This window comes from Actinoplanes derwentensis (assembly GCF_900104725.1).
Taxonomy (GTDB): Bacteria; Actinomycetota; Actinomycetes; order Mycobacteriales; family Micromonosporaceae; genus Actinoplanes; species Actinoplanes derwentensis.
In genome coordinates this window covers 10,485,320-10,511,151 of the sequence record NZ_LT629758.1, presented here as the reverse complement: position 1 = coordinate 10,511,151, position 25,832 = coordinate 10,485,320, and the positions used below count along the sequence as shown (strand labels likewise).

Annotated in this window: 26 protein-coding genes and 1 pseudogene; 14 read left to right on the top strand and 13 right to left on the bottom strand. The window is 71.2% G+C overall.

The genetic code is table 11. The annotated features are described in order from the left end of the window. Window positions 1-66 precede the first annotated feature (66 nt). Window positions 67-312, top strand: a complete 246-nt coding sequence (locus BLU81_RS49045; protein WP_157752117.1) for a hypothetical protein — start codon at window positions 67-69, stop codon at window positions 310-312. Here BLU81_RS49045 and BLU81_RS46925 read toward each other — a convergent pair. Next, the gene (locus tag BLU81_RS46925; RefSeq protein WP_092556187.1) at window positions 235-981 is read right to left on the bottom strand and encodes a hypothetical protein; all 747 of its coding nucleotides are present in this window, start codon (window positions 979-981) and stop codon (window positions 235-237) included. The two genes, BLU81_RS49045 and BLU81_RS46925, sit on opposite strands and share 78 nt — an antisense overlap. 122 nt (window positions 982-1,103) lie before the next feature. Here BLU81_RS46925 and BLU81_RS46920 point away from each other — a divergent pair, with 122 nt between their 5' ends. Continuing rightward, the gene (locus tag BLU81_RS46920) at window positions 1,104-2,045 is read left to right on the top strand and encodes a hypothetical protein (RefSeq protein ID WP_157752116.1); all 942 of its coding nucleotides are present in this window, start codon (window positions 1,104-1,106) and stop codon (window positions 2,043-2,045) included. Here the strand turns inward: BLU81_RS46920 and BLU81_RS46915 are convergent. Next, the gene (locus BLU81_RS46915) at window positions 2,042-2,740 is read right to left on the bottom strand and encodes a Crp/Fnr family transcriptional regulator (RefSeq protein WP_157752115.1); all 699 of its coding nucleotides are present in this window, start codon (window positions 2,738-2,740) and stop codon (window positions 2,042-2,044) included. The genes BLU81_RS46920 and BLU81_RS46915 overlap by 4 nt on opposite strands. A 105-nt stretch (window positions 2,741-2,845) precedes the next feature. Next, entirely contained in the window at window positions 2,846-3,829 is a 984-nt protein-coding gene (locus BLU81_RS46910; protein ID WP_092556182.1) for a hypothetical protein, read from the bottom strand. Window positions 3,830-3,984: 155 nt separating this feature from the next. Between BLU81_RS46910 and BLU81_RS46905 the strand changes: the two genes are divergently transcribed. From BLU81_RS46905 to BLU81_RS50090, 3 genes and pseudogenes are all read left to right on the top strand, one after another. Then, window positions 3,985-5,316, top strand: a complete 1,332-nt coding sequence (locus BLU81_RS46905; protein WP_092556180.1) for a vWA domain-containing protein — start codon at window positions 3,985-3,987, stop codon at window positions 5,314-5,316. 23 nt (window positions 5,317-5,339) lie between these two features. Further along, entirely contained in the window at window positions 5,340-5,615 is a 276-nt protein-coding gene (locus BLU81_RS50095) for a protease inhibitor I9 family protein (protein ID WP_197686079.1), read from the top strand. Then, window positions 5,609-5,836, top strand: a pseudogene (locus tag BLU81_RS50090) (S8 family peptidase); the annotation flags it as partial. The gene BLU81_RS50095 and the pseudogene BLU81_RS50090, both read left to right, overlap by 7 nt. On the opposite strand, the gene BLU81_RS51330 reads toward BLU81_RS50090, so the two are convergent. From BLU81_RS51330 to BLU81_RS46870, 6 genes are all read right to left on the bottom strand, one after another. Beyond that, window positions 5,800-7,140, bottom strand: coding sequence for a putative bifunctional diguanylate cyclase/phosphodiesterase (locus BLU81_RS51330; protein WP_231954908.1), 1,341 nt, complete (start codon window positions 7,138-7,140; stop codon window positions 5,800-5,802). The pseudogene BLU81_RS50090 and the gene BLU81_RS51330 overlap by 37 nt on opposite strands. A gap of 983 nt (window positions 7,141-8,123) precedes the next feature. Continuing rightward, on the bottom strand, window positions 8,124-8,453 hold the full coding sequence (locus tag BLU81_RS46890; protein ID WP_197686077.1) for a hypothetical protein: 330 nt from the start codon (window positions 8,451-8,453) through the stop codon (window positions 8,124-8,126). Window positions 8,454-8,457: 4 nt separating this feature from the next. Then, window positions 8,458-9,288 (bottom strand): alpha/beta fold hydrolase, encoded by an 831-nt coding sequence (locus BLU81_RS46885; protein WP_092558632.1) that lies wholly within the window; start codon window positions 9,286-9,288, stop codon window positions 8,458-8,460. Window positions 9,289-9,367: 79 nt separating this feature from the next. Further along, the gene (locus tag BLU81_RS46880) at window positions 9,368-10,213 is read right to left on the bottom strand and encodes a geranyl diphosphate 2-C-methyltransferase (RefSeq protein ID WP_092556176.1); all 846 of its coding nucleotides are present in this window, start codon (window positions 10,211-10,213) and stop codon (window positions 9,368-9,370) included. Continuing rightward, entirely contained in the window at window positions 10,210-11,283 is a 1,074-nt protein-coding gene (locus BLU81_RS46875) for a family 2 encapsulin nanocompartment cargo protein terpene cyclase (protein WP_092556174.1), read from the bottom strand. The genes BLU81_RS46880 and BLU81_RS46875 overlap by 4 nt, the downstream gene beginning before the upstream one ends. Next, window positions 11,283-12,695: a family 2B encapsulin nanocompartment shell protein gene (locus BLU81_RS46870; protein WP_231953865.1), complete on the bottom strand. Its 1,413-nt coding sequence runs from the start codon at window positions 12,693-12,695 to the stop codon at window positions 11,283-11,285. The genes BLU81_RS46875 and BLU81_RS46870 overlap by 1 nt, the downstream gene beginning before the upstream one ends. A 105-nt stretch (window positions 12,696-12,800) precedes the next feature. On the opposite strand from BLU81_RS46870, the gene ispH reads away from it, so the two are divergent. Beyond that, window positions 12,801-13,757: a 4-hydroxy-3-methylbut-2-enyl diphosphate reductase gene (gene ispH / locus BLU81_RS46865; RefSeq protein WP_197686076.1), complete on the top strand. Its 957-nt coding sequence runs from the start codon at window positions 12,801-12,803 to the stop codon at window positions 13,755-13,757. Here ispH and BLU81_RS46860 read toward each other — a convergent pair. The 3 genes from BLU81_RS46860 to BLU81_RS46850 are packed head-to-tail and all read right to left on the bottom strand — an operon-like array spanning window position 13,737 to window position 15,355. Further along, window positions 13,737-14,213, bottom strand: a complete 477-nt coding sequence (locus BLU81_RS46860; RefSeq protein WP_092556169.1) for a hypothetical protein — start codon at window positions 14,211-14,213, stop codon at window positions 13,737-13,739. The two genes, ispH and BLU81_RS46860, sit on opposite strands and share 21 nt — an antisense overlap. 39 nt (window positions 14,214-14,252) lie before the next feature. Next, a complete protein-coding gene (locus BLU81_RS46855) occupies window positions 14,253-14,696 on the bottom strand; it encodes an acyl-CoA thioesterase (protein WP_092556167.1) in 444 nt (147 codons plus the stop codon). Beyond that, window positions 14,693-15,355 carry a TetR/AcrR family transcriptional regulator gene (locus tag BLU81_RS46850; RefSeq protein ID WP_092556165.1) on the bottom strand — a complete coding sequence of 221 codons (663 nt, stop codon included), beginning with the start codon at window positions 15,353-15,355 and terminating at the stop codon, window positions 14,693-14,695. The genes BLU81_RS46855 and BLU81_RS46850 overlap by 4 nt, the downstream gene beginning before the upstream one ends. Window positions 15,356-15,522: 167 nt before the next feature. Between BLU81_RS46850 and BLU81_RS46845 the strand changes: the two genes are divergently transcribed. From BLU81_RS46845 to dctP, 5 genes are all read left to right on the top strand, one after another. Beyond that, complete coding sequence (locus BLU81_RS46845) at window positions 15,523-16,455, top strand: TIGR03619 family F420-dependent LLM class oxidoreductase (protein WP_092556163.1); 933 nt, start codon at window positions 15,523-15,525, stop codon at window positions 16,453-16,455. A gap of 12 nt (window positions 16,456-16,467) precedes the next feature. After that, complete coding sequence (locus tag BLU81_RS46840; protein WP_092556161.1) at window positions 16,468-19,266, top strand: helix-turn-helix transcriptional regulator; 2,799 nt, start codon at window positions 16,468-16,470, stop codon at window positions 19,264-19,266. Window positions 19,267-19,350: 84 nt separating this feature from the next. Continuing rightward, complete coding sequence (locus BLU81_RS46835; RefSeq protein ID WP_092556159.1) at window positions 19,351-19,950, top strand: hypothetical protein; 600 nt, start codon at window positions 19,351-19,353, stop codon at window positions 19,948-19,950. An 87-nt stretch (window positions 19,951-20,037) separates the two neighbouring features. Further along, window positions 20,038-21,981 (top strand): putative bifunctional diguanylate cyclase/phosphodiesterase, encoded by a 1,944-nt coding sequence (locus tag BLU81_RS46830; protein ID WP_172890764.1) that lies wholly within the window; start codon window positions 20,038-20,040, stop codon window positions 21,979-21,981. Between the two features lie 28 nt (window positions 21,982-22,009). Then, window positions 22,010-23,017 (top strand): TRAP transporter substrate-binding protein DctP, encoded by a 1,008-nt coding sequence (gene dctP / locus BLU81_RS46825; RefSeq protein WP_157752112.1) that lies wholly within the window; start codon window positions 22,010-22,012, stop codon window positions 23,015-23,017. Between the two features lie 15 nt (window positions 23,018-23,032). Here the strand turns inward: dctP and BLU81_RS46820 are convergent, their stop codons facing one another. Further along, window positions 23,033-24,004, bottom strand: coding sequence for an ABC transporter substrate-binding protein (locus BLU81_RS46820; protein ID WP_092556153.1), 972 nt, complete (start codon window positions 24,002-24,004; stop codon window positions 23,033-23,035). A gap of 64 nt (window positions 24,005-24,068) precedes the next feature. Between BLU81_RS46820 and BLU81_RS46815 the strand changes: the two genes are divergently transcribed. The 3 genes from BLU81_RS46815 (at window position 24,069) to BLU81_RS46805 (ending at window position 25,829) form a co-directional block, all read left to right on the top strand. Then, window positions 24,069-24,548 carry a hypothetical protein gene (locus BLU81_RS46815; RefSeq protein WP_157752111.1) on the top strand — a complete coding sequence of 160 codons (480 nt, stop codon included), beginning with the start codon at window positions 24,069-24,071 and terminating at the stop codon, window positions 24,546-24,548. A 253-nt stretch (window positions 24,549-24,801) separates the two neighbouring features. Continuing rightward, entirely contained in the window at window positions 24,802-25,317 is a 516-nt protein-coding gene (locus BLU81_RS46810) for an aldo-keto reductase family protein (protein WP_092556149.1), read from the top strand. Further along, on the top strand, window positions 25,317-25,829 hold the full coding sequence (locus tag BLU81_RS46805; RefSeq protein ID WP_231953864.1) for a hypothetical protein: 513 nt from the start codon (window positions 25,317-25,319) through the stop codon (window positions 25,827-25,829). Before BLU81_RS46810 ends, BLU81_RS46805 begins: the two co-directional genes overlap by 1 nt. The last annotated feature ends 3 nt before the right edge of the window (window positions 25,830-25,832 follow it).

Below are 25,832 nucleotides of genomic sequence, written 5' to 3'. Positions count from 1 at the left end.
TCCGCCAGTTACCGGTGTGCGAGCCCGAGTATCGGAAAAAGAGGCCCTGACACTCATGATCAAGATATGCATTCGGTAGCCGGTCACATGGAACTCACGCCGGGGCAGCAGGATCGGATCCGCGGCCTTCTCGAGGAGGCGCTGCGGGAAGCCGCCCGCGCCGCCCTCGAACGGCATGACGCGGCGGCGGTCAGCGAGTTCGTCGCTGACCGCCGCCGCGCGCTGGAACGGATGTCACCCGGTGCCGCGCACGATCCCCAGGACGTGCTGGACCAGGACGGAGAGGGCGGCGGGGTCGGCGAGCAGCGTTGACACCCGCTCGCGATCCGGTCCATGGTCGATTTCGCCCGCTCCGCCCAGGAAGAGCGTGGTGAGCACCTCGATGACGGCCAGGGTCGGGTCGTCGCCGCGCCGCAGCTGCGTCTGAAGGGCCAGGACGGCGGGACCGGCCAGATCACCGATCCGCGCCTGGAGGACCTCGGCGGGATCGGTGGCGAGCAGCGGCCGGGGTTCGCCGGCGGGGGCGCCCTGACGCCGCCGGTGACCGTCGACGGCGGTTTTCTGCGCGCTGCGGGCCAGCCAGCCCTCCAGATCACTGATCGGCGCGGTGGCGGACATCAGGTGGTCGATCACCGTCTCGAGATCGTCCTGGAAACCGTCGAGGCAGGTGTCCTCCATCTGGTGCGGGCCGTGGCCGCACGCGTTGTGGCCACGGTTGCGGGCGACCCGGCGGGTGATCACGTCGTAGACGATCGGGTAGGCCACCTCGAAAGCGGCCGGAAGCAGCCTGCGCCGTTCCTGGGTGCTGAGCGCCCCGAGCAGTCCTTCGGCGGCCAGATGCCGCAGCCGGGCCCGGTCCTCGACGGCACCGTCACGCCGGCGTGGAACGCGTGGCCGCAGGGCCGGACCGGTGTTCGAACGCGCACGGGAGAGCGACGACGTCTTGTCGGCACTGTCGGTGATCCCATCCCCCCAAATCATCGAACCATCCTGGCGTCTGCCGTTTGAGGATTGCGGCCCTTGAGTGGCCAGCTTTCTGGCCGTCGCGGTGGCCACCGCAACGCCACGGCGGGTCCGGCACAGACATGGACTACGGTCTGTCTGTGCCCGACTCCGATCTGTACCAGGAGCTGAAGAGACTCCGCAGAGGGCGGGGTGTGGACCGGCCGGATCTGGGCCGCTACATCGGCCCGGAGACCCGCCGCCGATGCCGTCTCGGTTCCGGGGACCGGGAGTCGCGGGTGCGCGCCGCGGTGGTGACGATGCTCGCCGAACTGGCCGCCGGGCTCGCTCCGGACCTGCGGAAGGCGGCCGAGCTGGCGTTCGGGCTCGACCGGGAGTTCCGGCTGACCACTCTGGCCGAACGGGAGAGCCGGCTGGCCGATCTGCAGAGGGTTTCGGTGCGGACCGCCCGGCGCCGGATGAACGAGGCCCTGGCCGCGCTGGCGGTGGCCGGTGAGGACGCGCCGGAGCCGGCCGACGATCCGGCGGCCGGTTCGGGCTGGCGGGTGTCGTCGCTGCGGGTGCTGTTCCGGTTGGACACCCACACCCCCGAGTTGTACGAGATGCGCACCATCACCGCCACCCGGGAGATCGACGAGATCACCATCCGGATCGGCCTGCCGGAGGCCCCGGCCGGGGTCGGCGCGGCCGAGGTGGACGCCCTGTTCGGTGCCCGGATCAGCGCGGTGGAGCCGCGTAACGGCGCGAGCAGCCAGAAGGTGGTGCTCCGGTTGCCGGAGCGGATGCTGCCCGGCGACGTCCACGAACTGTGGTTGCGGGTGGTGCTGCCGCCGGGCCAGCCGACCTGGCCGCACTACGCGATCGTGCCGCTGGACCCGTGCGAGTCGGGGACGGTGCGGGTCAGGTTCGGGGCGGAGCTGCCGGACGAGGTGTGGCTGATCGACGAGGTGCCGTACACCGATCTGCGGGAGCCCCCGGAGAAACGGGCGCTGATCCAGCCGTCCGCTCTGGGCGAGGTGACGCGGGAGTTCCACGGGCTGCGCGAGGGGTACGGCTACGGCATCGCCTGGACCCCGTTCTAGATCCACTCCGCCTGTTCGGTGAGGGCCCGCAGGCCGGCCTCGTCCAGCACGACTATCCGCCGGTAGCCGGTGCGCACCAGACCGGCCCGGCGCAGGTCACGCAGCGCCCGCTGGACGGTGTCCTCCCGTGCCCCGATCAGTGACGCCAGTTCGGTCTGGCTCAGCTCGACCCGGATCTGCACGCCGTCGCCGACCGCCTCACCACAGCTGGTGGCGATGTCGAGCAGCACCCGGCCGAGCCGTACCTGGACCGGGAACGCGGTGAACTCGGTGCGGCGCCGGTTGGCCCAGTGCAGCCGCCGCCCCACCGCGACGGTGAGCTGGGTCGCGACGGTCGGGTGCTCGTTGACGAACCGCAGGAACCCGGCCTGCCGGATCACCGTGGCGACCACGTCACCGCAGGTGGTGACGGTGGCGACGCGGCCGTTGCCGGTGAGGGCGGCGAACTCGCCGACCAGGTCGCCGGGCAGCCGGATGGCGAGCAGCCGGGGTGCGCCTCCGACCGTGGTGGTGACTTTGACGTGGCCCTGCCGGATCACCTCGACCTGGGTGTCCTGCCGGCCTTCGACGAGCAGGTGCCGACCGCCGGGGACCTTACGGGTGGTGCCGAGACTCAGCAGTTCGTCGCGTTCGGCGTCGCTGAGCAGCGTCAGGAAGGACCCGGGAGCCCAGGCCGGATCGACTTCAATCACCATGGTGGACACCTGTCGCTGTGGTGGCGGCCCGGAACTCGGAGATATCCGGAATCTCCGGCCCTGGTGTGCGATCGGATGCCGCCATGGAATCACATCGATAGACGATCATCCGGCCGTCTCCAGGACGGCGGCCACGATCCGGGCGACCCGGTCCGGTTCGGTGAGGTCGCCGAGGATCCCGGCGATAGGGTCGGCCACGGAGTGCGGCACCTGCTCGAGGGTGCCGGCACCGGCGCCGCCGAAGATCGTCCGGATCACCTCGACGACCACCGGACCGGCGGCCTCGCCTCGGCCGATCCGGTCGGCGATCACCCGGACCGCGGCACCGGCCAGGTCACGCAACTCCGACTCGATCCGGTCGGCGGCGTCGCCGGGTGCCAGCGGGAACAGCGGTTCGCCGTACGAGTCGGTGGCCATCGCCACCACCGGCGGCTGTTTGGCGCCGAGCGGGCGTTCCACGTAGGACTCGAACCATTTCGGGTGCGTGCGCATCACCGACAGCACCTCCTCGATCTCCCGGCCGACCGTGACCGGGTCGCTGCCCGTCCAGTCCCCGGTGGCCAGGCCACGTTTCTGGGACCACGACTCGACCGGCCACAACCGTCCGCCGGCAGTGCCGCTGGTGCCGGCCCAGGTCAGGATGTCGGTGGCCAGGGCAGTGAGCCACGGGTCCCGGTCCAGCCCGGTCACCAGCCAGCCGGGCAGCCGGGGCCGCTGCAGGGCGCCGCGCGCACCCCGGCGGCGGCGGTGCGCGTTCACCGTCGCGGCGTTGAGCCGGGGCGTGATCCAGGCCTCCAGCTGGCGGATCGGCTGCCGGGCGTGGCCGAGCAGGTCGTCGACGACCGCTTCGACGTCGTCGTGGAACCGGTCCAGGCATTCGTCGGCCAGGTTGCCGACGCCGGTGGCGCAGACGCTGTGCCCGCGCTGCCGTTCGAACCGGCACGTCACCCGGGCGAACACGATCGGCCACACCAGTTCGTAGGCGGCGGCGACCAGGCCGCCACGTTCCGGGCCCGCCGCTGTCACGGCGAGACGGCCGGTGGCGGCGAGTTCCCGCAGCCGCACCACCGGGCTGGGCGAGATGACCACCGTGGACTCCTTCCGACATTCGGAAGCTTGCTCCAAACGACCTCCGCCGGGGAGACGCCGAAGACCGGAAGGACCGTCCGAGGCACGAATCGACATGATCGGCGGAGACCGCCCTCCGGTGGACAGTCGACCCATTCCGGCTAATCCTCGCGTGTATGGAGGCGCCGACGCGTGCACGGAGGCGCCGGCCGTCCAAGCGCAGGCGCTGTCCGTCAGATACGAACGTGAATACCCGGAGCGCGCTGGCGCTGTTCCTGCTGATCGTCTTCGCCGGCGCCCTGCCGGCTCGGGCGGCTCCGGAACCGGCTCCCGCTCCGGTTCTCAACGAGATCTACTCCGCGCTGGGTGTCGATGCGGTGGCGGCGGACCACGTGGTGCTGGTGGACGTGTCCGGTTCCCTGCGGGGTGCCCGGTACGCGTCCCTGCGCCGGAGCCTGACCAGGTATTTCACGACTCTCGCCCCGGAGGACTTCGTCACGCTGATCCCGTTCGGCGGGGACGCGACGGCCACCACCCGGCAGGTCGGCCGGGAACCCGGATCGTTGACCGCCAGGCTCCCGGCGGAGGCGGACCGGCCGCACACCGACATCGGCGCGGCCCTGGAGAAGGCGGTCACCACGCTCGCCCGCAGCGGTGCTCCGCCGCTGGCAACCGTGCTGCTGCTGACCGACGGGCCGCACGACCCGGGGCCCGGCAGCGCCTACCCGCTGACTCGGGGAAACGGCTGGAACGTACTCGCCCGGCGGGCTGCCGGACTGGACAAGACCTCGCTGGCGGCGTACGCCGTGCCGCTCTCCGGAGGGACCGGCGCGGACCTGTTGACGAAGGTCTTCCCGCACGCCCGGGTCCTGGCCCCGACGCCGGCCGACCGGCTCACCACGCCGTTGGCGCGGGCCGGGGCGGCGGCCCGGGCCGCCAAGGCCCGCACCCTCCTGACGGAGGAGATCACCCTGCCGGTCACGGTCTCCTGGCCGCTTCCGGCCGGCGGTGCGGGCCGGACGATTGCGGCGGTACGGGTGGAGTCGCCGATGCCGCACGTACCGCTGATCCTGGAGAACGTGTCGGTGAGCAGCGACAACCCCAGCGTGTCGGTGCGGGTGCCGTCGGGTCCGGCCGAGTTGCCGCCGGGACGCGAGATCACCCTCCCGGTGACGATCGACTGGAACGCCGGCCCGGTGGCCCTCGCCCCACGCAGGACCGTGCGGGACCGGGTCACCCTGCGCCTGTCCGCCACCGTCTCCTCACCCTGGACTCCGGTCCTGACCGGCGATCTCGGTCTCACGCCGCGGTTCGCGCTGGCCGCCGCGCCGGGCGAACGGGAACTGACCGCCCAGCGCGGCAGTCTCTGGCGGTGGCTCGGGGCGCTGCTCCTGACCGTCCTCCTGGTGGCCGCCCTGCTGGTGCCGGCTCTGCACCGGCGGCACAGCACCACGGCGCATTCACAGGAATCGATTCGCCCGCTAACTTCACCTGACGTGATTGCGTGACCACCCTACGTCAGGAGGGTTCGATGCGTTCGTCCGTTCGCCGAGGCGTCGCCGCTGCGGCCGCCGTCGTCCTGTCCACCTTCGGGATCGTCTCGGGAGCCCAGGCCGCCCCGCCGGAGGCCGCCGTGCTGGCGGTGCCCGGGGCCGAAGTGGTTCCGGACAGCTACCTCGTCGTACTCAAGCCGGGCAAGGTCAGCCGGACCGGCGCCGCCGAACACGACGCGACCGTGCTCCGGTCGTACCGCAAAGCCTTCAACGGTTTCGCCGCCACCCTGACGGCGCGCCAGGCGCGTGGGTGACCGCGAACGCCGTCAAGCCCGCGGTGGCGAACATGAGCCTCGGCGGCGGCGCCGACACGGTCCTGGACAACGCGGTCAGCGCGTCGATCGCCTCGGGAGTCTCCTACTCGATCGCGGCCGGCAACGGTTTCCTCGACCTGTTCGCGCTGGACGCCTGCACCCAGTCACCGGCCCGGGGACCGGCTCACCGAATCGGCTCCTCTACACCGGCGCGTTCTAGCAGCCACGCGGTGACGGTCGCGGCGTCGTCGGGACGGGCGATCCCGTACCCCTGAGCCAGGTCGCAGCCGAAGACCCGGAGCCGCTCGAAGATCTCCATGTCCTCCACTCCCTCGGCGATGATCCGCATGCCGAGGGAGTGGGCGAGACCGACGGTGCTCTGCACGATCGCGGCACTGCGCGGGTCGGTGCCGCAGCGCACCACGAAACTCCGGTCCAGTTTGAGATCGTCGACCGGCAGCACCTGCAGATAGCTGAGGCTGGAGTACCCGGTGCCGTAGTCGTCGACGGCGATCCGCAGACCCATGTCCCGCAGCCGGCCGAGCTGCACCAGCGCGGTGTCGGCGTCGGTCATCAGCACACTCTCGGTCACCTCCAGTTCGATCGCGGTCGTCGGCACCCCGAACCGGAGCAGCAGTGCCGACACCTGGTCGGGGAAGTCCGGGTCCCGCAGGTCCGACACCGACAGGTTGACCGCCACCGGCACCGGCAGGCCCTGGTCCTGCCAGCGGCGGCTCTGCCGGCACGCCATCTCCAGCACGGTCGTGGTGATCCGGCCCATCAGGTCGGCGCTCTCCGCGGTGTAGAGGAACGCGTCCGGGTAGACCAGCCCGTGCACCGGATGCTGCCAGCGCACCAGCGCCTCCATCCCGATCACCCGGCGGGCGTCGTCGACGGTCACCTTCGGCTGGTAGTGCAGCACCAGTTCGCCCCGGTCCAGGCCGGTGCGCAGCTCCTCCAGCATGGTCAGGCGGGCCTTCGCGTGGTCGTCGAGGCCGGTGGCGAAGACCGGGCCGCCACCGTGACCGTTCTTCGCCGCGTACATCGCCACGTCGGCGCGGCGCAGCAGGGTGGACCGGTCGGAACCGTCGTCGGGATGCACGGCGACGCCGATGCTGGCGTCCACGTGCAGGTCCACCTCCGGCAGGACGAAAGGCTCGCGGAGGGTACGCAGCACCGCGGCCACGATCCCGGCCGCCTCCTCCCGCCCCGCCCCCGGCATGACCAGCCCGAACTCGTCACCACCGAGCCGGGCCAGCAGCACGTCGGTCCCGAGCGACTCCCGCAGCCGGGCCCCGACCAGCCGCAGCAGACTGTCCCCCACGTCGTGGCCGAAGCTGTCGTTGACCTCTTTGAACCGGTCCAGGTCCAGGTACGCGACGGCGAGCCGGGAACCGCCGCCGGCCAGCTCGGTCTCCAGCCTCTCCACGAAACAGCGGCGGTTCGCCAGGCCGGTCAGCTCGTCGGTGCGGGCCTGCCGGCGGGCGGTGCCCAGCGCCTCCGCGGTCCGGATGCTCGCGGCCATCCGGACGATCGCCGCGGTGACCGCCGCCCCGGACAGCCAGCTGGTGAGTTTCTCCACGTCGTGGGTGGTGAGCGCGGCCCACATCAGCACACCCAGGCAGATCACCGCGAGGGCCATCGGGATCGCGGTGCTCAGCCACAGGCTCGGCTGTCCCGCCCAGGTCCGGCCGAACGGCTGCCCGGCGGCCAGCGCCAGAATCAGCAACCCGATGATCCACAGCACGTCCAGCACCGACGGCACCGGGTCGGCGCCCTGCCACAGCAGCACCATGTTGGCGGTGTCCAAGGCCGCGAACAGCCCCATCCCGCCGAGCAGCAGACCCGTCACCCGGTCGGCCCGCCAGCCGCACAACGCCAGCGCGCCGAGCAGGCAGCCGGTCACCGCGATGTCGCAGAGCGGGTAAGCGGCGTTGACGACCATTCCGGCCGGGGTGCTGTGCGGTGCCGGTTCGACGACGGCCAGCACCGCGATCGACACCAGCGCCGACACGGCCGCCGCGGCGATCACGCCGTCCAGCAGGGCCGGGACGCTGACCACCGGCAGGCGGTGCCGCAACAGCATCACCAGGGCGACCCCGAACGCCGGATAGAACGTCAGCCACAGCGCGTCGGCCGGAGTGACGAGCGGTTCCGGGTCGAGTTGCCGGACGAACAGGTACCAGTACAGGTTGCCGGCCCCGTAGGAGATCATCCCGGCGGCGAGGAAACCCCAGGCCCTGCGGACCGGACCGGGCGAACGGCGGGCGCGAGCCGCGACCATCAGGCCGGGCAGCAGATAGCAGACGTTGTAGAGCACCCCGGCGAACACGGTGTCCCCGATCGCCGACCCCAGATCGGTGAGGACGCAGACCACCGCCTCGACCGTGACCAGGGCGGCCAGCGTCCACCACGCCGCTCTCTCACGCCGTGACATCCCCGCGAACAGGCCACCCAGCCGCACCTCCGACCTATCGGAGCCGACCGCCGGATCTTGAGGTGTTGCGGTTACCGGAGCCGCCCGCTCGGACGGCAGGGTCCCCGCCGGACCGCCCCCGGATCGGCGCTGATCCGCACGTCCAGTTGCTGATGGGCCGGCAGCCGGGTGCCGTGGGCGTCCAGATGCACGGTCGCCACCACTTCGACGGTGTCCCCGGCGGGCAGGGTGATGCGGGTCCCCGGCGGCGCGACCACGTCCGGCGGGCACAACAGGGTGGTCCCGTGGTCGTGCCGGGCGACCACACACGGCCCGATCGGCACCGGTTCCCGGCCGGGCGCCTCCACCCGGACGGTGATCGGCTCGCCGACATGCCGCAGAGCGAATTCGAGCCAGTTCACAACATCAAGATTGCCCGGTCCGGTCCACTCCAACCCCGGCGTTCAGGAAAGTATCGATCACGGATCGGAACGGAACCGGCTGCTCGGCCCACGGGCGGTGCCCGGATTCGGCCAGGATCTCCAGGTGCGCGCCGGGATGAGCGGCGGCCACCACTCGGGCCGGAGCGGTTCCGATCATGCCGTCCGAGGCGCCGGCGAGCACCAGGACCGGCGCGGGCACCGAGCCGGGACGGGCGGTTCCCGAGTAGAAGGCCTCGCGGTACCACCGCAGCGGGTTGCCGTGCGCGGCGACGTAGTGGGAGCGATGCGCCGGGCTCCAGCGGTGCCAGTGGAACGGGACCAGCCGGGCCTGCGCGAACGGGCTCCGGTCACCGACCGCCGCGGCGGCCCCCGGGTACCACGGTTCCGAGGATCGGGCGGCCCGGATCCCGGCCAGTTCCGCGGGGTCGACGTCCCGCCCGGCCCGGCCGATCGGGGTGACCAGGATCAGGTTCCGGACCCGGGCGGGAAACCGGACGGCGTACTCCTGCGCGGTCAGCGCACCCGCCGAATGCGCCAGCAGATCGATCCGCGCCAGGCCGAGATGGACCCGCAGCGCCTCCACGTCACCGGCTTGCGCCGTGAACGACACCGTCGCCGGGTCCGGCGGCACCTCGGACCGCCCGCCGCCCCGCGCGTCGGCCAGGATCAGCGTCCGGGTCGCCGCCAGGCCACCGAGATCCCCCAGGTACCGCACGTCCATACCGGGCCCGCCGGGCAGCACCACCAGCGGCGGCCCGGCACCCACCACGTCGTAGAAGAGGCTCAGCCCGTCGCGGGCCCGGTACCGGGGCATCCGGGAATCCTCCCAGACGCGGTCCCGGGCGCGGGCCGAGGACAACCGGGCGCGGCCTGGGGGGCCGCGCCCGGAGTGATCAGATCCGGTCGGCGGCGATGAGGAGGTAGTGGAAGCTGCCCTCCTGGTAGGCGGTCAGGAAGGCCTCTTCGATGCCGGTGGCCACTTCGGATTCGGCGCGCAGTTGCCAGTACGGGATGGTCGCCTCGGTCAGGTCCACGACGTTGATCGGGACCAGGCCGTTGGCCGCCAAGGCCTGGAAGTAGTCGCTGCGCGGGTGGATGTCGCAGGTGTAGTGCTCGTTGATCTTGCTGACGGCCTTCGAGCGCAGGCCCTTGACGTCGTTGGCGCAGCCGGTGATGCAGACGTAGCGGCCGCCGAACTTCAGCAGACGGGCGAACTCGCCGTAAAGTTTGTGCAGGTCGACATACATGGTGGTCTCGTTGGTCCAGATCGCCTGGCGGGTGTCGGACGGCAGCTGGGTCTGCAGCATGTTGCGGAAGTGGAAGCGGACCCGGTCGCTGACGCCGCGGCGGGCGGCCTGTTCGTTGGCGAAACCGACCTGGTATTCGGAGATCGAGACGCCGTCCACCTCGCAGCCGAAGCGCTGGTTGGCCATGATGCTGGTGCCGCCGCGGCCGGAACCGCCGTCCAGGATCATGTCGGTGGGCCGGATCGGTCCCAGATGGTCGAGCAGCAGGTCGGCCTGGGCGGATTCCAGGCGGTGCAGTTCGGCGATGATCCGCTTCTCACGGGTCTCGGCGGGGCCGTCCAGGACCGACGGATCGTACGGGCCCACGCCGTAGTGGTGGTGGTACAGGTCGTCGACCTCGCCGAGGCGCAGGTTCACCGGGTCGTCCTGGTTGGTGTTCCAGTAGTTGGCGACGGACTTCTCGAAGTCGGTACGCAGGATCGTGCTGGTCATCGTGTACTCCCGTGGTTGTGGTAGCGGCCGGTGGTGGCGTGCCAGCGCCGGCTTCCGCCGACCCAGGCCCAGGTGTCCGCGAGGAACCGCCGCAGGTTCGGTGAACCGACGGCGCTGAGCTGGGTGGCCAGGCCGACGAAGTCGTGCATCAACTCGTTGTGGATCTCGACGGTCCGGGCCAGTGCCTCGGCGCCGGAGAGTCCTTCCTGCAGGGACAGCACCCGCGGCAGGTTGTAGTCGGTGTCCGACTCCGCAGGGCCCGAGTGCAGGTCGTTGACGAGTACCGCGGCGTTGCCGGCGGTGGTGAAGGCGCGGCGTACGTCCGGGTGGTAGAACTCGTGGGCCGGCAGTTCGTAGCCGGCCAGCACGTCGATCAGGATCATCGGCGGCAGATAGCTGTTGAGGTGGCGCTGGACCAGGTACTCCCAGACCGGTGGCGTACGCCGGTTGACGTGCCAGTCCGCCTCCTGGGTCCAGGCCAGGAAGAGGATCGCCATCTGGTGCTGGAAGCGGCCCATCTGCGACGGGGACGCGTACCGGCCCAGATGTTCGACGGCGCTGCGGAACGCCTCCGAGATCGGTTGCAGCCGGTGGTAGGCGTCCATGTCGGCGGCGTACCGCGGCACCAGCCGCGCCGGGTCGATCATGCTGAGCAGCCGGGACAGCCGGGAGCCGACGACCGCCGGGTCGGCGCCCAGTTCGATCTCGTCGACGTAGTAGTCGTCGGTGGCCCACTCGGCGACCAGGCATTTCGAGGCCATCAGCAGGCGGTCCGGGTCGTTGACCGCCGGGTGGGCGAGCATCATGTACCGGCCGAACCCGTACGACCGCAGTTTGTCCAGTCGCCCCTCATAGATCCCGACCTGCCGGGCCCAGTCGACGAGCATGTCGTCGACCAGGTCGCCCAGCGCGGGGTCGTCCCGGACCGCGTCGGGGCAGAAGAGCGTGTTGTCGGACGGCGGCGAGACCAGGGGGCCGAGGAATGCCCTGGCCGCGGACATCCCGAAGGTCGGCAGTAGGCGCCGTAGATCGGACGGCGGCGCCCCCCGAAGATCGGTGACGACGGACATCAGTGCGACAACTCGACGTGATCGAGGATGCCGAGTGCGTCCGGCACCAGCACCGCCGCCGAGTAGTAGGCGCTGACCAGGTACGACATGATCGCCTGCTCGCTGATGCCCATGAACCGCACGTTGAGGCCGGGCTGGTACTCGTCCGGGATCCCGGTCTGGTGCAGGCCGACCACGCCCTGGTTCGCCTCGCCGACCCGCATCGCCATGATCGAGGTGGTGTGCGTGTGGCTGATCGGGATCTTGCCGGACGGCAGGATCGGCACACCCCGCCAGGACGGGACGGTGTGGCCGTCCATGTCCACGGTCGGCGGGTAGATGCCCCGTTTGGTGCACTCGCGGCCGAACGCGGCGATGGCCTGCGGGTGGGCCAGGAAGAACTTGGTGGCCCGGCGCATGCTGAGCAGTTCGTCGAAGTCGTCGGGGGTGGGCGGGCCGCCGCGGGTGTGGATGCGCTGCCGCAGGTCGGCGTTGTGCAGCAGACCGAACTCGCGGTTGTTGATCAGTTCGTACTCCTGGCGCTCGCGCAGCGCCTCGACGGTCAGACGGAGCTGCTGCTCCATCTGGTTCATCGGTTCGTTGTAGAGGTCGGCGACCCGGGTGTGCACCCGCAGGACGGTCTGGGCGACGCTCAGTTCGTACTCGCGGGGGCTGGCCTCGTAGTCGACGTAGGTGCCGGCCAGGACGGGCTCGCCCCGGTGACCGGCCGCGACCGCGATCTCCGCCTCGCCGTGTTTGTTCTGCGGTTTGCGGCTCTTGTCGCGGAACCCGTCGACGTGCCGGCGAAGAGTCTCGCTGCGGCCGACCAGTTCGGCGAACGCGCTCCGCGGTAGCTCCAGCATGGTCACCGCGGTCATCGCCTTGGCGGTGTAGTCCCAGATGGTGTCGTCCTCGACGAGTACCCGGTCGCCGAACATCTCCCCGTCGGCGAGTACGCCGATGCTGACCGGGTCGCCGTACGCGCCGACCCCGATCTTGTCGACCTTGCCGTGCGCGATCAGGTACAGGTTGTCGGACATCGAACCGAACTCGACGATGACCTGGCCCTGCTCGTACTCCCGCTGGACGAACCGTTCGGCGATGCCGCGCAGCAGGTCCTCGTCGTCGATCGCGGCGAGGATCGCGATCTCCCGGAGTTCGGCCGGGACGACGTGCACCGACGCGCCGGTGTTGGTGAAGGTGAGCCGGCCGTCCCCCAGCCGGTATGTCATCCGGCGGTTCACCCGATAGGTGCCGCCGCCGACCTCGACCCAGGGCAGCTTGCGCAGCAGCCACCGGGAGGAGATCTCCTGCATCTGGGGTACGGATTTGGTGGTGTGCGCGAGGTTGCGGGCGGCGGCAGTGCTCAGGCTCTGCCGCTGTTGATGGTCCTGCAGTTCGCGAGTTTCGACAGGTTTGACAGAACTAGTCACGTTTCATCCTTAATATGGCTTCCCTTCAGCCCGTTTTATCCCAGCGAACGACTTCTTTACCGGTTTTTGCAGATAACTGAACTCTCCAACCTAAGCTCCGAGATCATGGAAGTCCTGCTCGCCGCCCCTCGCTCCTTCTGCGCCGGAGTCGAACGCGCCGTCGACATGGTCGACCGGGCCCTGCAACAGCACGGGCCGCCCGTCTACGTACGCCGCCAGATCGTCCACAACGCCCACGTCGTCGCCGGTCTCGAAGCCCGCGGCGTGATCTTCGTCGACGAACTGGACACCGTTCCGGACGGCGCGGTCGTCGTCTTCTCCGCGCACGGCGTCGCCCCGGCCGTCCGCGCCGACGCCGCCCGTCGTGAGCTGGACGTCATCGACGCCACCTGCCCACTGGTCGCCAAAGTGCACACCGAGGCGCGCCGGTTCGCCGCCCGCGGCGACACCGTGCTGCTCATCGGCCATGCCGGGCACGACGAGATCGAGGGCACCCTCGGTCAGGCCCCGGGCATCCAGCTGATCCCGGACGTCGCGGCGGCCCGCTCGGTGCGGGCCGAGGGCCGGGTCTCCTACATCACCCAGACGACGCTCGCCGCGGACGAGACCGGCGAGATCATCGACGCGCTGACCGCACGGTTTCCCGAGATCTCCGGGCCGGACGACATCTGCTACGCCACCACCAACCGGCAGGCGGCCGTCGTCGCCATCGCGGCCGCTTGCGATCTGGTCCTCGTCGTCGGCTCGGCGAACTCCTCCAACTCACTGCGGCTGACCGAGGTCGCCCGGCGCCACGGCACGCCCGCCCACCTGATCGAGGACGCGAGCGGGATCCGGCCGGAGTGGCTCGACGGCGTCCGGACCGTCGGCCTGACCGCCGGTGCCTCCGCGCCGCCGCACCTGGTCGACGAGGTGATCGCGGTCCTGGCCCCGGCCCGCGTCACCGAACACCGGGTCGCCGAGGAGAACATCACCTTCCTGCTGCCCCCGGCTCTACGGGAAGCACAACCGGCGACCCCGCGCGAGGCGGCCGCGCGGGGTTCAGCCGAAGGCCGCCGGTGACCAGTTCTCACCGGTGTACGGCACCCACACGTAGCCCGGGGCGAACGGCGTGAACGACGGCCCGCTCACGATGCCCTCGGCGAAGACCCGGCCCGGCGCTTCGGCGTCCTCGAGGTCCTCGGTGTCGGCGTACGGCTCACAGTCCCAGCCCACGGCCGCCGCCCGGTAACCACTGAACGTGCTGAGCAGCCCATACAGCCCATGGCCGAGTTCGGTCAGCTCGGCGGCGGACAGTTCGAGGTGTGGAAGCCCTTCGTCGAACGTGGACCCCCAGGACACCGCGACCGGCATGACGCTCAGCTCGGCGTAGGCACCGCGGGTATCGACGTGCGCGTGCACCCCGATCCGGTGCGCTCCGGCCACCAGCGGCGCAGCCGCCAGGGCGGCCTCCCGCGCCCGCTCGGCACCCGCGACGTCCTGACCGAAATTGACCACAAGTTCAAAGATGACCGCCACGGGTGGGAAAGATACCGAAACGACGGTGCCGTGTGGGTGTCAGGGTTTCACGAGCGGCCGGGCCACGTCCCGGGCGTGGTCGGTCCACGGGACCGGGCGCATCGTGGCCGGGTCGAGGCGGACGTTGACGCGGCGGCCGTCGGCGTGGACCGTGGAGCCGTCCAGGGTGGTGACGCGAAAGCGGTAGTCGGCACTGGTGGTGCCGAGTTTCGCCAGCCAGAAGTGGACGGCGATGTCGCCGATGGTGGTCACCGGGACGTGGAAGGTGATGCCGTACTCCCGGACCACGTTGAACGCGTCGGGGGACGTCGGGCGGCCGCCGGTGAAACTGACGCCGCGGGCGGTCCACCATTTGCCGATGGCCCGCTCGACCAGGACCGCGTAGCGCGAGTTGTGCAGCACGCCCATGGCGTCGAGGTCGTCGAAGTGGACCGGCGTGTGGACCACATCGCCGTAGGTGATCGGGAGTGCTGCAGTGCTCATCGGATTCCTTCGGGACAGGCTTGCGGAAGTTGCTCGAGCAGGATTGCCTGGGTGGTGCCGATGGCCCGCAGGTGGTCGAGCAGGGCCTGCCGGGCGTGCTGGTAGGCGGTTTCCAACCCGAGGACCGGGGCCTGCATGACGGCGCAGACGCCGAGGGCCTCGGTCTGGTAGGCGAGGACCGCCGGGTCGGTGCCGGGGCGCAGGTCACCGCAGGTGACGGCCTCGGTGGCCAGGCCGGTCAGGAAGGTCATCCAGGCGGTCTGCTCGGCGTTGAGACGGTCGCGGACGGTGCCGGGGCGGGCGTTGAACTCGAACTGGGCGTTGGCGAAGAAGCAGACACCGGGCAGCACCCGCGCCTCGTAGAAGGCGAGCCGGCTCAGGTGCACGGCCCACAACCGGCGCACCCCGGCGGGGGCGGTGAGGGCGGGGCGGATGACGAGCTCGGTCCACTGGGCGCGGGCCTGGTCGATGACTGCGAGCTGCAGGGCCTCTTTCGAGCGCCAGTGCGCGAAGAGGCCGGATTTGCTGACGCCGAGCGCGTCGGCGACCTGGCTCAGGGACAGGCCGTCGAGCCCGGACACGGTGGCCAGGCGGAGGGCCTGCTCCAGCACCGCGCTGCGGGTGCGTTCGCCGCGGATCAGCCTGCCGTCCTGGGTCATACCGACCAACCTACAAAACGACCGACCGTTCGTAAATATAAACCGGGTCACAACGCCCCCGCCCGGCGGTCGCGCCGGCGGTCCGGACCCTCGCGGGCCTCGCGCGGACCCGGCGGGACCTTCGACGGGCGTACCGGATGAATGTCGTTTGTGGAATTGTCTTCGCCATGGTGAAGATCGGTGTCAGTCTGCCGCAGTACCAGCATTTCCGGCCCGGCGTGGATGTGGTCGCGGCGGCGCGGGCGATGGAGGAGATCGGCTACGACAGCCTGTGGGTGTTCGAGCGGGTGGTCGTGCCGGAGGATCAGAGTGGGCCGCACGGCCTCTACGGCGTGCCGGGACTGCCCTGGCCGGACCGCTATCGTGGGGTCAGCGACGCGCTCGTCACGCTCTCGATGGCGGCAGCGGTGACCGAGCGGATCGAGCTGGGCACCGGTGTCCTGGTGGTTCCGCTGCACCTGCCGCTGCGCCTGGCCCGGCAGCTCGCCACCCTGGACGCGGCAAGCGACGGCCGGGTCGTCGCCGGGCTGGGCACCGGCTGGTCCCCCGACGAGTTCGCGGCGGCCGGTGCCGTCCCGCTCACCGAGCGGGGGCGCGCCCTGGACGACTTCCTGGACATCGCCGCCGGGGTCTGGGGCCCGAACCCGGTGAGTTTCGCGACCACCCACCATCACGCGGACACCCTCGACATCGGCCCCAAACCGGCCCGCCGCATCCCGGTCCTGCTCGGTGGCGCCGCCGGGCGCGCCCTGGAGCGGGTCGCCCGCCGCGCCGACGGCTGGCTGGCCAGCGCCACCGATCCGGCCCAGGTCGCGGTGAAGCTGGCGCACATCCGCCGGCTGGCCGAGGACGCCGGCCGCGATCCGGCCACGGTGAGCTGCACGGTCCAGATCGGCACCATGGACCTGACCACGTCAAAGGCCGACCCGCGGCCGCCGTACGCCGGGGACGTGCGCCAGTTGGCCGCCGATGTCGAGGCGCTGGCCGAGGCCGGAGCCGATCACGTCTACGTCACGCTGCCGGGCGCGACCAGCGACGTGAAAGAGCTGATCGACCGGGCGGCTGAGCTGCACGAACGGGTTCGGGCCACGATCGGCTGACGGGAGGCCGCGGTGAGCGACCGGATCGTCGGGCGGACCGGGGAACTGAAGGTCATCCGCACCGCGCTGGACGAGACGAAGGAGGGCCGCGGGGGCTGTCATGTGATCTTCGGACGGCCCGGGATCGGTAAGTCGCGACTGTTGCTCGCCGCCGGTGACCACGCCGATGACCTGGACGTCGCGGTGGCCGCGCGGGAGGCGTTCAAACACGACCGGAGCGCGCCGCTGGTCACGCTCGCCGGGGCGCTGCGGGCGTGCAGTCCGCCGGCCGCGGATTTCGCCTGGCTGGCCGGGCTGGACGACGAGCCGGCCGGCAACTACGCGAAGATCCACCGGCTGCGGGACTCGCTGGAACGGTTCGCCGCCGTCCAGCCGCTGCTGATCGTGATCGACGACGCGCACTGGATGGACGAGCTGAGTGCCCTCGCGGTCCGGGAGCTGGTGCCGGCGCTGGCGTCGTTCCCGGTGCGGTGGCTGCTGGCGAGCCGTCCCGGGCAGTCCGACGCCCCGGGCTGGCAGGCTCTGGACTGGCTGTCGCACCGGGTGACCCCGATCCATCTGGACGTGCTCGACGACGACGCGGTCCGGCGGCTGTGCGAGGACCGGATCGGGGCGAGGGCCGACGACACCGTGCTGGCGCTGGCGCAGGGGTGCGGTGGGGTTCCACTGCGAATCGAACAGCTGATCGGCGCGCTGCTGGCCACCCGGCAGATCATCATCGCGGACGGGGTCGCCACGGTGGTCGGCGACGGTCTGCCGTCGAGTTTCGTCACCACGGTCCGGGAGATCGCCGGCAGTCTGTCCCCGGACGCCCGCTGGCTGTTGCGGGCGACGTCGGTGCTGGACGGGCCGATCGACATCGAGGCGGCGGCCCGGCTGATGGGCGGCCGTGACCCGGGTGACCTGTTCGGCCCGATCGACGAGGCGGTGGCCTCCGGGCTGCTCGTCGAGGACCACACCGGCCTGGTCTTCCGGCACGCCCTGGTGCATCAGGCGCTGCAGAGCACCCTGAGCATCGCCCAGTCGCAGCATCTGCACGGCCGGGCCGCGGTACTGGCCCGGGAGCAGAACCGGCCGGCCGCCGAGATCGCCGGTCATCTGCTGCGCAGCGGGCGGACCGGGGCCGGAGCCGCGATCGGCATGTTGCGGGGCACCGCGGCCGGGGTAGCGGCGACCGCTCCGGCGACCGCCGCCGACCTGATGCTGCAGGCGTTGCGGGCGATCGGCAAGCAGGACCCGCAGCGGCCGGCGGTCATCGCCGGGACGGTGGGACTGCTCGCGTCGGCCGGGCGCCTGGTGAAGGCGAACCAGCTGGGCCAGGAGGCGTTGCGGGCCGACCTGGATCCGGCGACCCGGGCGAGGGTCCGGCTCGGCCTGGCCGAGGCGTTCCAGCACGCCGGTCAGGACATCGAGGCCGCCGGGTACGCCGACGCGGGGCTCGCCGGCCCGAAGGTGCCCGCGGAGGTGCGCGCCCGGCTGTACGCGATCCGCGCGCACGCCGCCGTCGCCCTGGACGACCTGGCCACGGCCGACGAGTCCGGCGCCGAAGCCGACCGGCTGGGCCGCGACCACGAGCCGGGTGCCGCGGTCGCCGGCCTGACCGCGCGCAGCCTGGTCGCCCACGCCGAGGGCCGGCTGTCCGGCGCCCTCACGCACGCCGAGGCCGCCACCGCGCTGGCCGACCGGGTTCGCGGGCAGGCCCTGCACCGGCATCCGCGGATCTGGCTGGCGAACGCGCTGACCTCGCTGGGCCGGTTCGAGGAGGCGGAACGGGCCCTGAACCAGGGGCACCGGGAGTGCGACGCGCTCGGTACGGCGTGGGCGCAGCCGCTCTGGCACCACTACCGGTCGGCGCTGCTGACTGCGCGGGGCCGTCTCGACGACGCGGCGGCCGAGGCCGACGCCGGGGTGGCCCAGGCCGAACAGCACAGCACCTATCAGCTGGTGGTGCCGCTGCTGGGGACGCTGATCCGGCTGGCGGTGCTGCGCGGCGACCTGGATCAGGGGCGCTATCTGCTGTACCGGATCCGGGAACTGACCGCGGCCGGGGTGACCGCGCCGCCGGAGCACGTGGCGTGGGCCGGGGCGTCGCTGCTGGCCGCCGAGGGCGACATGCTGGGGGCGTTCCGGCTGATGCACGGCGTCTACGACACGGTCGGCGACCGGCCCGCCCTGCTGGTGCAGGAGCCGGCCGTGGCCGCGGTCCTGGTCAGGCTGGCGCTGACCGCCGGTGACCCGGACCGGGCGGCGGTGGCCGTGGCCGCCGCGTCCCGGCTGGCCCGTACGAACCCGGACTCGTGGGCGGCGGCCGGGGCGGCCGAGCACGCGGCCGGGGTGCTGACCCGCGATCCGGCCCGGTTGCGGGCCGCGATGGCGGCCTTCCGGCACAGCCGGCGGCCGCTCGCGGTGGCCGCGGCGGGTGAGGACGCGGCCGAACTGGCCCGGGACACCGGGGACCGGGAGACCGCGCGGCATCGGTACGACGAGGCGCTACTGCTGGCGATCGCGGCCGGCGCGCACGGGGTGCACCGGCGGCTGCGGGACGGTCTCGGCGGCTGGCTGGGCCCGGCCGGTACCGGGCGGCCCGCGGAGCAGCAGCCGGTCCTGCCCGGGTTGTCGCAGGCCGAGCGGCCGGTGGCGCTGCTCGTGGCCGAGGGGATGACCAACATCGAGGTGGCCCGGCGGCTCAATCTGTCACCGCACACGGTGGACAGTCACTTGCGAAAGGTCTTCATGAAACTGGAGATCCACAGCCGGGTGGAACTGGCCGCCCGGGTGGCACGGGAGACCCGCGACCGCAGGATCACGTGAACACGTGATGCGGTCACCGGGCCCGTCCCGCGAGGCTCGTCTGGCGCTGGATCCGATGAGAAGGCACCAGAAGGACTGAGGACGATGACGGCATTCGCGGGTCTCGACAGGACGGTCGTGGGCGGGTGGGTGCGGCGGCTCGCCGGTAACACCTCGCCACGCCGTAACCACTGGAACACCAAGACCACCTACTACCGGGCAGCCGCCACGGTGCTCAACAGCGGGCCACGGTCCGACATGACCTGGAAGACGATCGTCGCCGCCGCCGAGCCGCGCGGCTGCCGCAGCACCTTCTACGAGGTGGCCGGGGCGCACGCGCGGCACCGGATGATCGACGCCCTGATCGGGGACGGCCGGTCCGAGTCGTTGCAGATCGCCCTGCGTTATCTGCGGACCGACCCGGTGGAGCAGCTGATCGACGAGGCGAAGGTGTGGTCGTTCTGGGCGTTCCGGCAGCGGTTCACCCAGCGCCTGACCACCGCGATGTCCCCCGGTGAGATGGAGGACGAGCTGTTCGCCGAGATGGCGGAGTGGGCGCGGTGGACGCCGGCGCTGGCCCAGGCGGTCGGGCAGACACCGCCGGCCTGCGCGGTGGAGGACCTGACGGTGATCCACGGGTTGCGGGTGTCCGGGATACAGGCCGCCGAGCGGCTCACCGAGGTCGTGCGGCGGATAACCCTTTAACTTCGGCGCCGGGTGGCCGAAGTTGTCTCCGTGACCGGAAGCGCAGGATCGGATCGGATGGCGCCGCGCGGGTGGTGGCGCCGTCTGATGGCCAGTCGTGCGGTGGCGCGGTCGGCCATCGCGGGCACCGCCGTGGGCATCACCATCCTGGCCGGGTCCGCCGTCTTCGCCTCCACGGTCACCGCCGACGCGACCCGGGAGGTCCGCCGGACCCAGGAGACCACCAAGGTCCTCAACGACATCTCGGTCCGGATCAACGCGCAGGACGCCGCGCTGCACGAGTACCTGGCCACCGGTGGTACCCACTACCGCAGTGAGCAGCTGGCCGCGACCCTCGACTCGGCCCGCGCCGACCTGGACTGGCTTCAGCGTAACCGGGCCGTCGGCCAGGTGGAGCTGGACGCGATCCGGGGCGCGTACGCCAACTACAGCCGGATCGTCGTCGAGATCATGTCGCGGACCGAGCGTGGTTCGAACGTGCAGGGCTACGGCGAGCTGGCGGAGCTGACCTTCGCCCCGCTGCGTGACGAGGTGCTCGAGAACGTGCACAGCAACCAGCAGGAGCTGGCGGACTATCTGCGGGGTGTCGACCGGCGCACGATCCTGGTCCGTACCCTCGCCGAGCTGATGATCCCGGTCGTGGTGCTGTTGTTCGCGGTGTGCGCTTTCGTACTGATCGGTTATCAGCGCCGGGCCGAACGGCAGGCCGAGCGGCGGCTGCACGAGGCCACCCACGACCCGCTGACCGGGCTCGGCAACCGGACGATGTTCCAGGACCGGCTGGCCGCGGCGGTCCACGAGGGCGAGCGGACCGGCGAGCCGTTCAGTCTGCTGCTGATCGACCTGGACCGGTTCAAGGAGGTCAACGACACGCTCGGGCACCAGGCCGGGGACAAGCTGCTGTGCGAGGTGGCGCAGCGGCTGACCCGGACCTGCCGGGCCGGTGACTCGGTGGTCCGGCTCGGCGGCGACGAGTTCGCCGTGGTGCTGCCGGCCACCGCGGAACCGGAGGCCGCCCTGGAGGCCGGGCACCGGCTGCTGGAGACGTTGCGCCAGCCGATCGAGCTGAGCGGGCTGATGGTCGACATCGACGCGAGCATCGGGGTGTCGATGTACCCGGCCGACGGCGCCGACGCCTCGGAGCTGCTGCAGCACGCGGACGTCGCGATGTACGCGGCGAAACGCCGCCGGGACGGGGTGGTCGGTTACGACGTGTCGCTGGACGGCGGTGACACCAACCGGCTGACCCTGCTGAGCGAGCTGCGGCAGGGTGTCGAGCGCGGTGAGCTGGTCGTCTACTACCAGCCGAAGGTGGAGCTGGCCACCGGTGCGACGTGCGGGGCTGAGGCCCTGGTCCGCTGGCAGCATCCGGAGCGAGGACTGCTCGCGCCGGGGGTGTTCGTACCGCTGGCCGAGGAGAGCGGGCTGATCGACCTGATCACAGCCGACGTGCTGGAGCAGGCGCTGGCGCAGATCGCCGAGTGGGAGCGGTCCGGCCACGAGCTGCCGGTGTCGGTGAACATCCCGGCCCGGTCGCTGGCCGACGACACGTTCCCGCTGATGATCGTCGACGCGCTCGCCCGGCACGGGGTCCGGCCCGGCCTGCTCACCCTGGAGATCACCGAGAGTGCCGTCATCGGGGACACCCAGCGGGCCGGTGAGGTGCTTCAGGAGCTTCGCGCGTACGGCGTGAAGATCTCGATCGACGACTTCGGCACCGGTTACTCCTCGATCGCGCACCTGCGGGACATGCCCCCGCACGAGCTGAAGATCGACCGGAGTTTCGTGATGCGGATGAGTGAGAACTCCCGCGACGAGACGATCGTGCGAGCCGTCGTCGACCTGGGCAAGAACCTGCACCTGCGGGTCGTCGCCGAGGGTGTCGAGGACGAGTCGGCGATGCGGGCGCTGCGGGACCTCGGCTGTCACGAGGCGCAGGGCTACCACATCAGCCGTCCGTTGCCGGCCGCTGATCTGACCGTCTGGCTCGACCGGGCCGGATCTCCCGATCTGGCGATTACCGCGGTCTGAGAAGTCCGGCCCGATTACCGTGGGTCAGGTGAACCGTCGATCTCTGCTGACCTCGGCGTGCACGGTCGCCGGGACGGTCGGGCTGGCGCTGGTGACCGGCTGCGGCGAGTCGGAGGGTGGCGGCGGCACCGACGGGCCGGTCGCCGTGCAGCTCGGCGAGCCGGTGAAGGGCAACAGCCCGATGGTGGTGGCCGAGAACTTCTTCGGCACCCAGGTCAATGCGCTGACCGGTGGAAAGTACACGGTCGAGGTGAAACCGGGCGGGGCGCTGGGCGACGACAACCGGGTGACCGAGATGGTCCGGACCGGTCAGGTCGCGTTCTGCAAGACGCTGCTGGCGAACCTGACCGCGTACGACAAACGGCTCGGCGTGGTCAACCTGCCATACGTCTTCCGCGGGCAGGGCAGCTGTCTGGAGGCGATCCGCGGGGAACTGGGCCGCCGCTGCACCAGCATCCTCGACGAGCACGGTCTGACGGTGCTGGCGTTCTTCTATGGCGGGGACCGCAACGTCTACAACCGGCTGCGTCAGATCTACACCCCGGCCGACCTCAAAGGAATGCGGATCCGGGTGCCGCAGAACATCGTGTCGATCGACATGGTGAACGCGCTCGGAGCCATGGCGGTGCCGCTGGCCACCAACGACATCGCCTCGGCGCTGGAGCAGCGGCTGGTCGACGGTGCCGAGAACAGTGCCGTCTTCTACGCCACCGAACAGCACGCGCAGTACGCCCGGTACTTCTCCTGGACCCGGCACCAGCACACCGTGGACGTGTTGCTGGCCAGCAAGACCTGGCTGGCCGGGCTGCCGGCCAAGGACCGGGACGCGATCATGCAGGCCGGAGTGCTCACCCGCGACGAGCAGTTGCGGCTCTGGACGGCGGCCACCTTCGACCAGGTGGCGGCGGCGGATGCGCAGGGTGCGTGGACGAACGAGGTCGACTCGACCGCGTTCCGCAAGACCCTGGCCCCGATGCTGCGCGAGCACCGGGGCACCTTCGGTGACCTGGCCAGCCTGCTGCCCGAACTGGGCTAGTGCGCCGGCCAGGCCCTAGTACTCCCGGGTGGGCAGGGCTTTGCGGGCGGCCTCGGCGTCGAAGACGGTCTCGGTCACCGGCACGTGCCGGGGCGTGGTCTCGCCGGCGGCGGCTTTGGCCACCAGATCCAGCAGCTGGGGGCCGAACAGTGGGTTGCATTCGACGACGAAGTCGAGCTTGCCCGCGGCGAGAGCGGTGAGCCCGTCCCGGCTGGCGTCCACCGTGACGAGCGCGATGTCCTTGCCGGGCTTCTTCCCGGCTGCCTCGATGGCGGCGACGGCACCGATGCCCTCCTCGTCGTTGTGCGCGTAGACCGCGTCGATGTCGGGGTACTTGGTGAGGAATCCGGCCATCACCTTCTGCCCGCCCTCCCGGCTGAAGTCACCGTCGCGGGAGGCGATCACCTCCAGGTGCGGGGCGGCCTTGATCGCGGTGTGGAACCCGGCGAGCCGGCCGTTGGCGGCGGCCGATCCGGTGGTCCCCTCGATCTCGACGACCTTGACCGGGCCGGTGGTGTCGCGGAACCGCCCGACCATCCACTCGCCGGCTTTGCGGCCCTGGGCGGTGAAGTCGGAGCCGAGCGCCGAGACGTAGAGCGAGGTGTCGGTGGTGTCGACCGCCCGGTCGGTGAGGATGACCGGGATTCCGGCGTCCTTGGCCTGCTGGAGCACCCCGTCCCAGCCGGACTCGACGACCGGGGAGAGGGCGAGGACGTCCACCCCGCGGGCGATCAGGTCCCGCAGGTCGGCGATCTGCTGCTCCTGGGTGCGCCCGTCGTCGCGCACGTCCAGGGCGACTCCGGCGGTGGCGGCGGCCTGCACGATCGACCGGGTGTTCGCCCGGTGCCAGGCCCCGTCGCTGCCCACCTGCACGAAGCCGAGACTGACCGAGCCGTCGTCGGCCGGGGCGCTCTCGGTGCCGGTGCCGCCGCACGCCGAACAGAAGACCGCGGTCAGCATGGCCAGGACCGTCGACGTCCGCCTCATCCATGCAATCTACCCTTTATCGCACCAAAGCGTGCCGGTAGCCGGGCCTCGATAAGGTCTGGCCATGCCTACCTCTCCGTACCTGCGCGCCGTCGGCATGGCCGTCCTGCAAGCCGGTGTCAGCGGCACCTGGATCGCGGCCCGCGAGCTGTCGCCGGCCCGCCGCCGCCTGGCCCGCGCCGGCACGGTAGCCGCGCTGGCCGCCGTCAGTTACGCCGTCACGCCGGACAAGACCGGTGCCGCCGGCGACGAGATCGCGCTCGCCCCGCACCCGTTCCCGGTCTCCGATCCGCCGGCTGCCACCCAGGAGCCGGAGTTCGTCTTCGACAAGCGCAAAGCCGCCCTGACCGCGGGAGCGCTCGCCCTGTCGGTGGCGGCGCTCGTCGGCCGCCGTCAGCTGGAGAAGCGCTGGCTGGCCCGGCTGACCAGAAAAAGCCACCCCCACCCCACCAGAGCATTGGCGGTACGGATGGCAACGGTCGAGTTCGCCGGCATCCTGGCGGTCCAGCTCGCCGACGCGCACAAGGAGGCCCGGGCCCGGTAGGACGACGCCGGGCGACCGGTGGAATTCTCCTCCCACCGGTCGCCGTGCCCCCGGAGGCGCATCACTGCCCCTCAGTCCCCGTGGGGTGGCGCTGGCCCGGAACACGCCCGTGCTCTACATTGCGACATCGAGCTACATGCGTTGTCCCGCCGTCGCGACTATACGCTGTCTTTACACTTTGGTGTCAACGAGCGTGTACCGCCGGGCGATTCCGCGACACGACTGTTTACCGCACGTCCATCTAGGAGGACCGGTGGCGCCGCACCAGACCGGACACGACTCACCGGCTCCGGAGACACTCGCGGCCCGACTGGAGTTCCTCTTCGACCGGGTCCGGCCGACCGCCGGTGAACTGGGGCCGGGCGAGGAGTCCGGCCGGCGGTACACCACCAAGGAGATCGCCAACAAGATCAACGAGCTGGGGCGGCGGGACGGCACCGGAGTCACCATCAGCGCCGCCTACGTCGGGGAGATGCGCCGCGGCATCACCACCGATCCGCGTACCTCCCACGTACAGGCCCTGGCCCGGGCCTTCGGGGTGGATCCGGGGTTCTTCGTGGACGACGCGGTCACCCGGCGGGTGCGCGAGCAGATCGACATGCTCAACGAACTCCGGCAGATGAAGGTCCAGCAGGTCGCGCTCCGCCGGGTGCTGCGCCAGCAGGGGCTCTCCGACGACAGCACCCACCTGATCGAACTACTCGTCGACCGCTGCCGCAAACTCGAAGGGCTCGACGAGAGCGACGAGAGCGACGAGAGAACCGCCTGATGGCCGATCGCGCGCTGCGCCGCCGGTGCGAGCGGATCCTTGCCGACCTCGGCCTGCCGGACGCCGCCGGGGTCCGCGAGCTGTGCGACGTCCTGGCCGGCCGGCAGGGCCGCCCGATCCACCTGATCGGCGAGCACCTGCCCACCTCCAGCCCGTGCGGGCTCGCGGTGCGCACCGAGCGGTTCGACGTCGTCTTCTACGAGGCCGGCACCAGCCGGATGCATCAGGAGCACATCATCCGGCACGAGCTGGGCCATCTGATCTGCGGCCATTTGACCGCGCCGGTCCTCGACGCCGAGGCCTCCCGCCTGCTGCTGCCCGACCTCGACCCGTCGCTGGTGCAGGCCGTGCTGGGCCGCACCGACTACAGCGAGGTCCAGGAGAAGGAGGCCGAGATGATCGCCTCCCTGCTGCTGCGCCGTTCGGTGCTGGCCCGGCCCCGGCCCGCCGCCACCGAGGACCCGGTGCTCAACCGCCTGCACCACACGCTCATCGACCCCGGCGGGCGGTGAGCG

Coding starts and splice junctions, on each gene's coding strand:
- BLU81_RS49045 (WP_157752117.1), top strand. CDS start 67: ATGCATTCGGTAGCCGGTCACATGGAACTCACGCCGGGGCAGCAGGAT.
- BLU81_RS46925 (WP_092556187.1), bottom strand. CDS start 981: ATGATTTGGGGGGATGGGATCACCGACAGTGCCGACAAGACGTCGTCG.
- BLU81_RS46915 (WP_157752115.1), bottom strand. CDS start 2,740: ATGGTGATTGAAGTCGATCCGGCCTGGGCTCCCGGGTCCTTCCTGACG.
- BLU81_RS46905 (WP_092556180.1), top strand. CDS start 3,985: ATGGAGGCGCCGACGCGTGCACGGAGGCGCCGGCCGTCCAAGCGCAGG.
- BLU81_RS50095 (WP_197686079.1), top strand. CDS start 5,340: ATGCGTTCGTCCGTTCGCCGAGGCGTCGCCGCTGCGGCCGCCGTCGTC.
- BLU81_RS51330 (WP_231954908.1), bottom strand. CDS start 7,140: ATGGCCGCGAGCATCCGGACCGCGGAGGCGCTGGGCACCGCCCGCCGG.
- BLU81_RS46885 (WP_092558632.1), bottom strand. CDS start 9,288: ATGCCCCGGTACCGGGCCCGCGACGGGCTGAGCCTCTTCTACGACGTG.
- BLU81_RS46880 (WP_092556176.1), bottom strand. CDS start 10,213: ATGACCAGCACGATCCTGCGTACCGACTTCGAGAAGTCCGTCGCCAAC.
- BLU81_RS46875 (WP_092556174.1), bottom strand. CDS start 11,283: ATGTCCGTCGTCACCGATCTTCGGGGGGCGCCGCCGTCCGATCTACGG.
- ispH (WP_197686076.1), top strand. CDS start 12,801: ATGGAAGTCCTGCTCGCCGCCCCTCGCTCCTTCTGCGCCGGAGTCGAA.
- BLU81_RS46855 (WP_092556167.1), bottom strand. CDS start 14,696: ATGAGCACTGCAGCACTCCCGATCACCTACGGCGATGTGGTCCACACG.
- BLU81_RS46850 (WP_092556165.1), bottom strand. CDS start 15,355: ATGACCCAGGACGGCAGGCTGATCCGCGGCGAACGCACCCGCAGCGCG.
- BLU81_RS46845 (WP_092556163.1), top strand. CDS start 15,523: ATGGTGAAGATCGGTGTCAGTCTGCCGCAGTACCAGCATTTCCGGCCC.
- BLU81_RS46835 (WP_092556159.1), top strand. CDS start 19,351: ATGACGGCATTCGCGGGTCTCGACAGGACGGTCGTGGGCGGGTGGGTG.
- BLU81_RS46830 (WP_172890764.1), top strand. CDS start 20,038: ATGGCCAGTCGTGCGGTGGCGCGGTCGGCCATCGCGGGCACCGCCGTG.
- BLU81_RS46820 (WP_092556153.1), bottom strand. CDS start 24,004: ATGAGGCGGACGTCGACGGTCCTGGCCATGCTGACCGCGGTCTTCTGT.
- BLU81_RS46815 (WP_157752111.1), top strand. CDS start 24,069: ATGCCTACCTCTCCGTACCTGCGCGCCGTCGGCATGGCCGTCCTGCAA.
- BLU81_RS46805 (WP_231953864.1), top strand. CDS start 25,317: ATGGCCGATCGCGCGCTGCGCCGCCGGTGCGAGCGGATCCTTGCCGAC.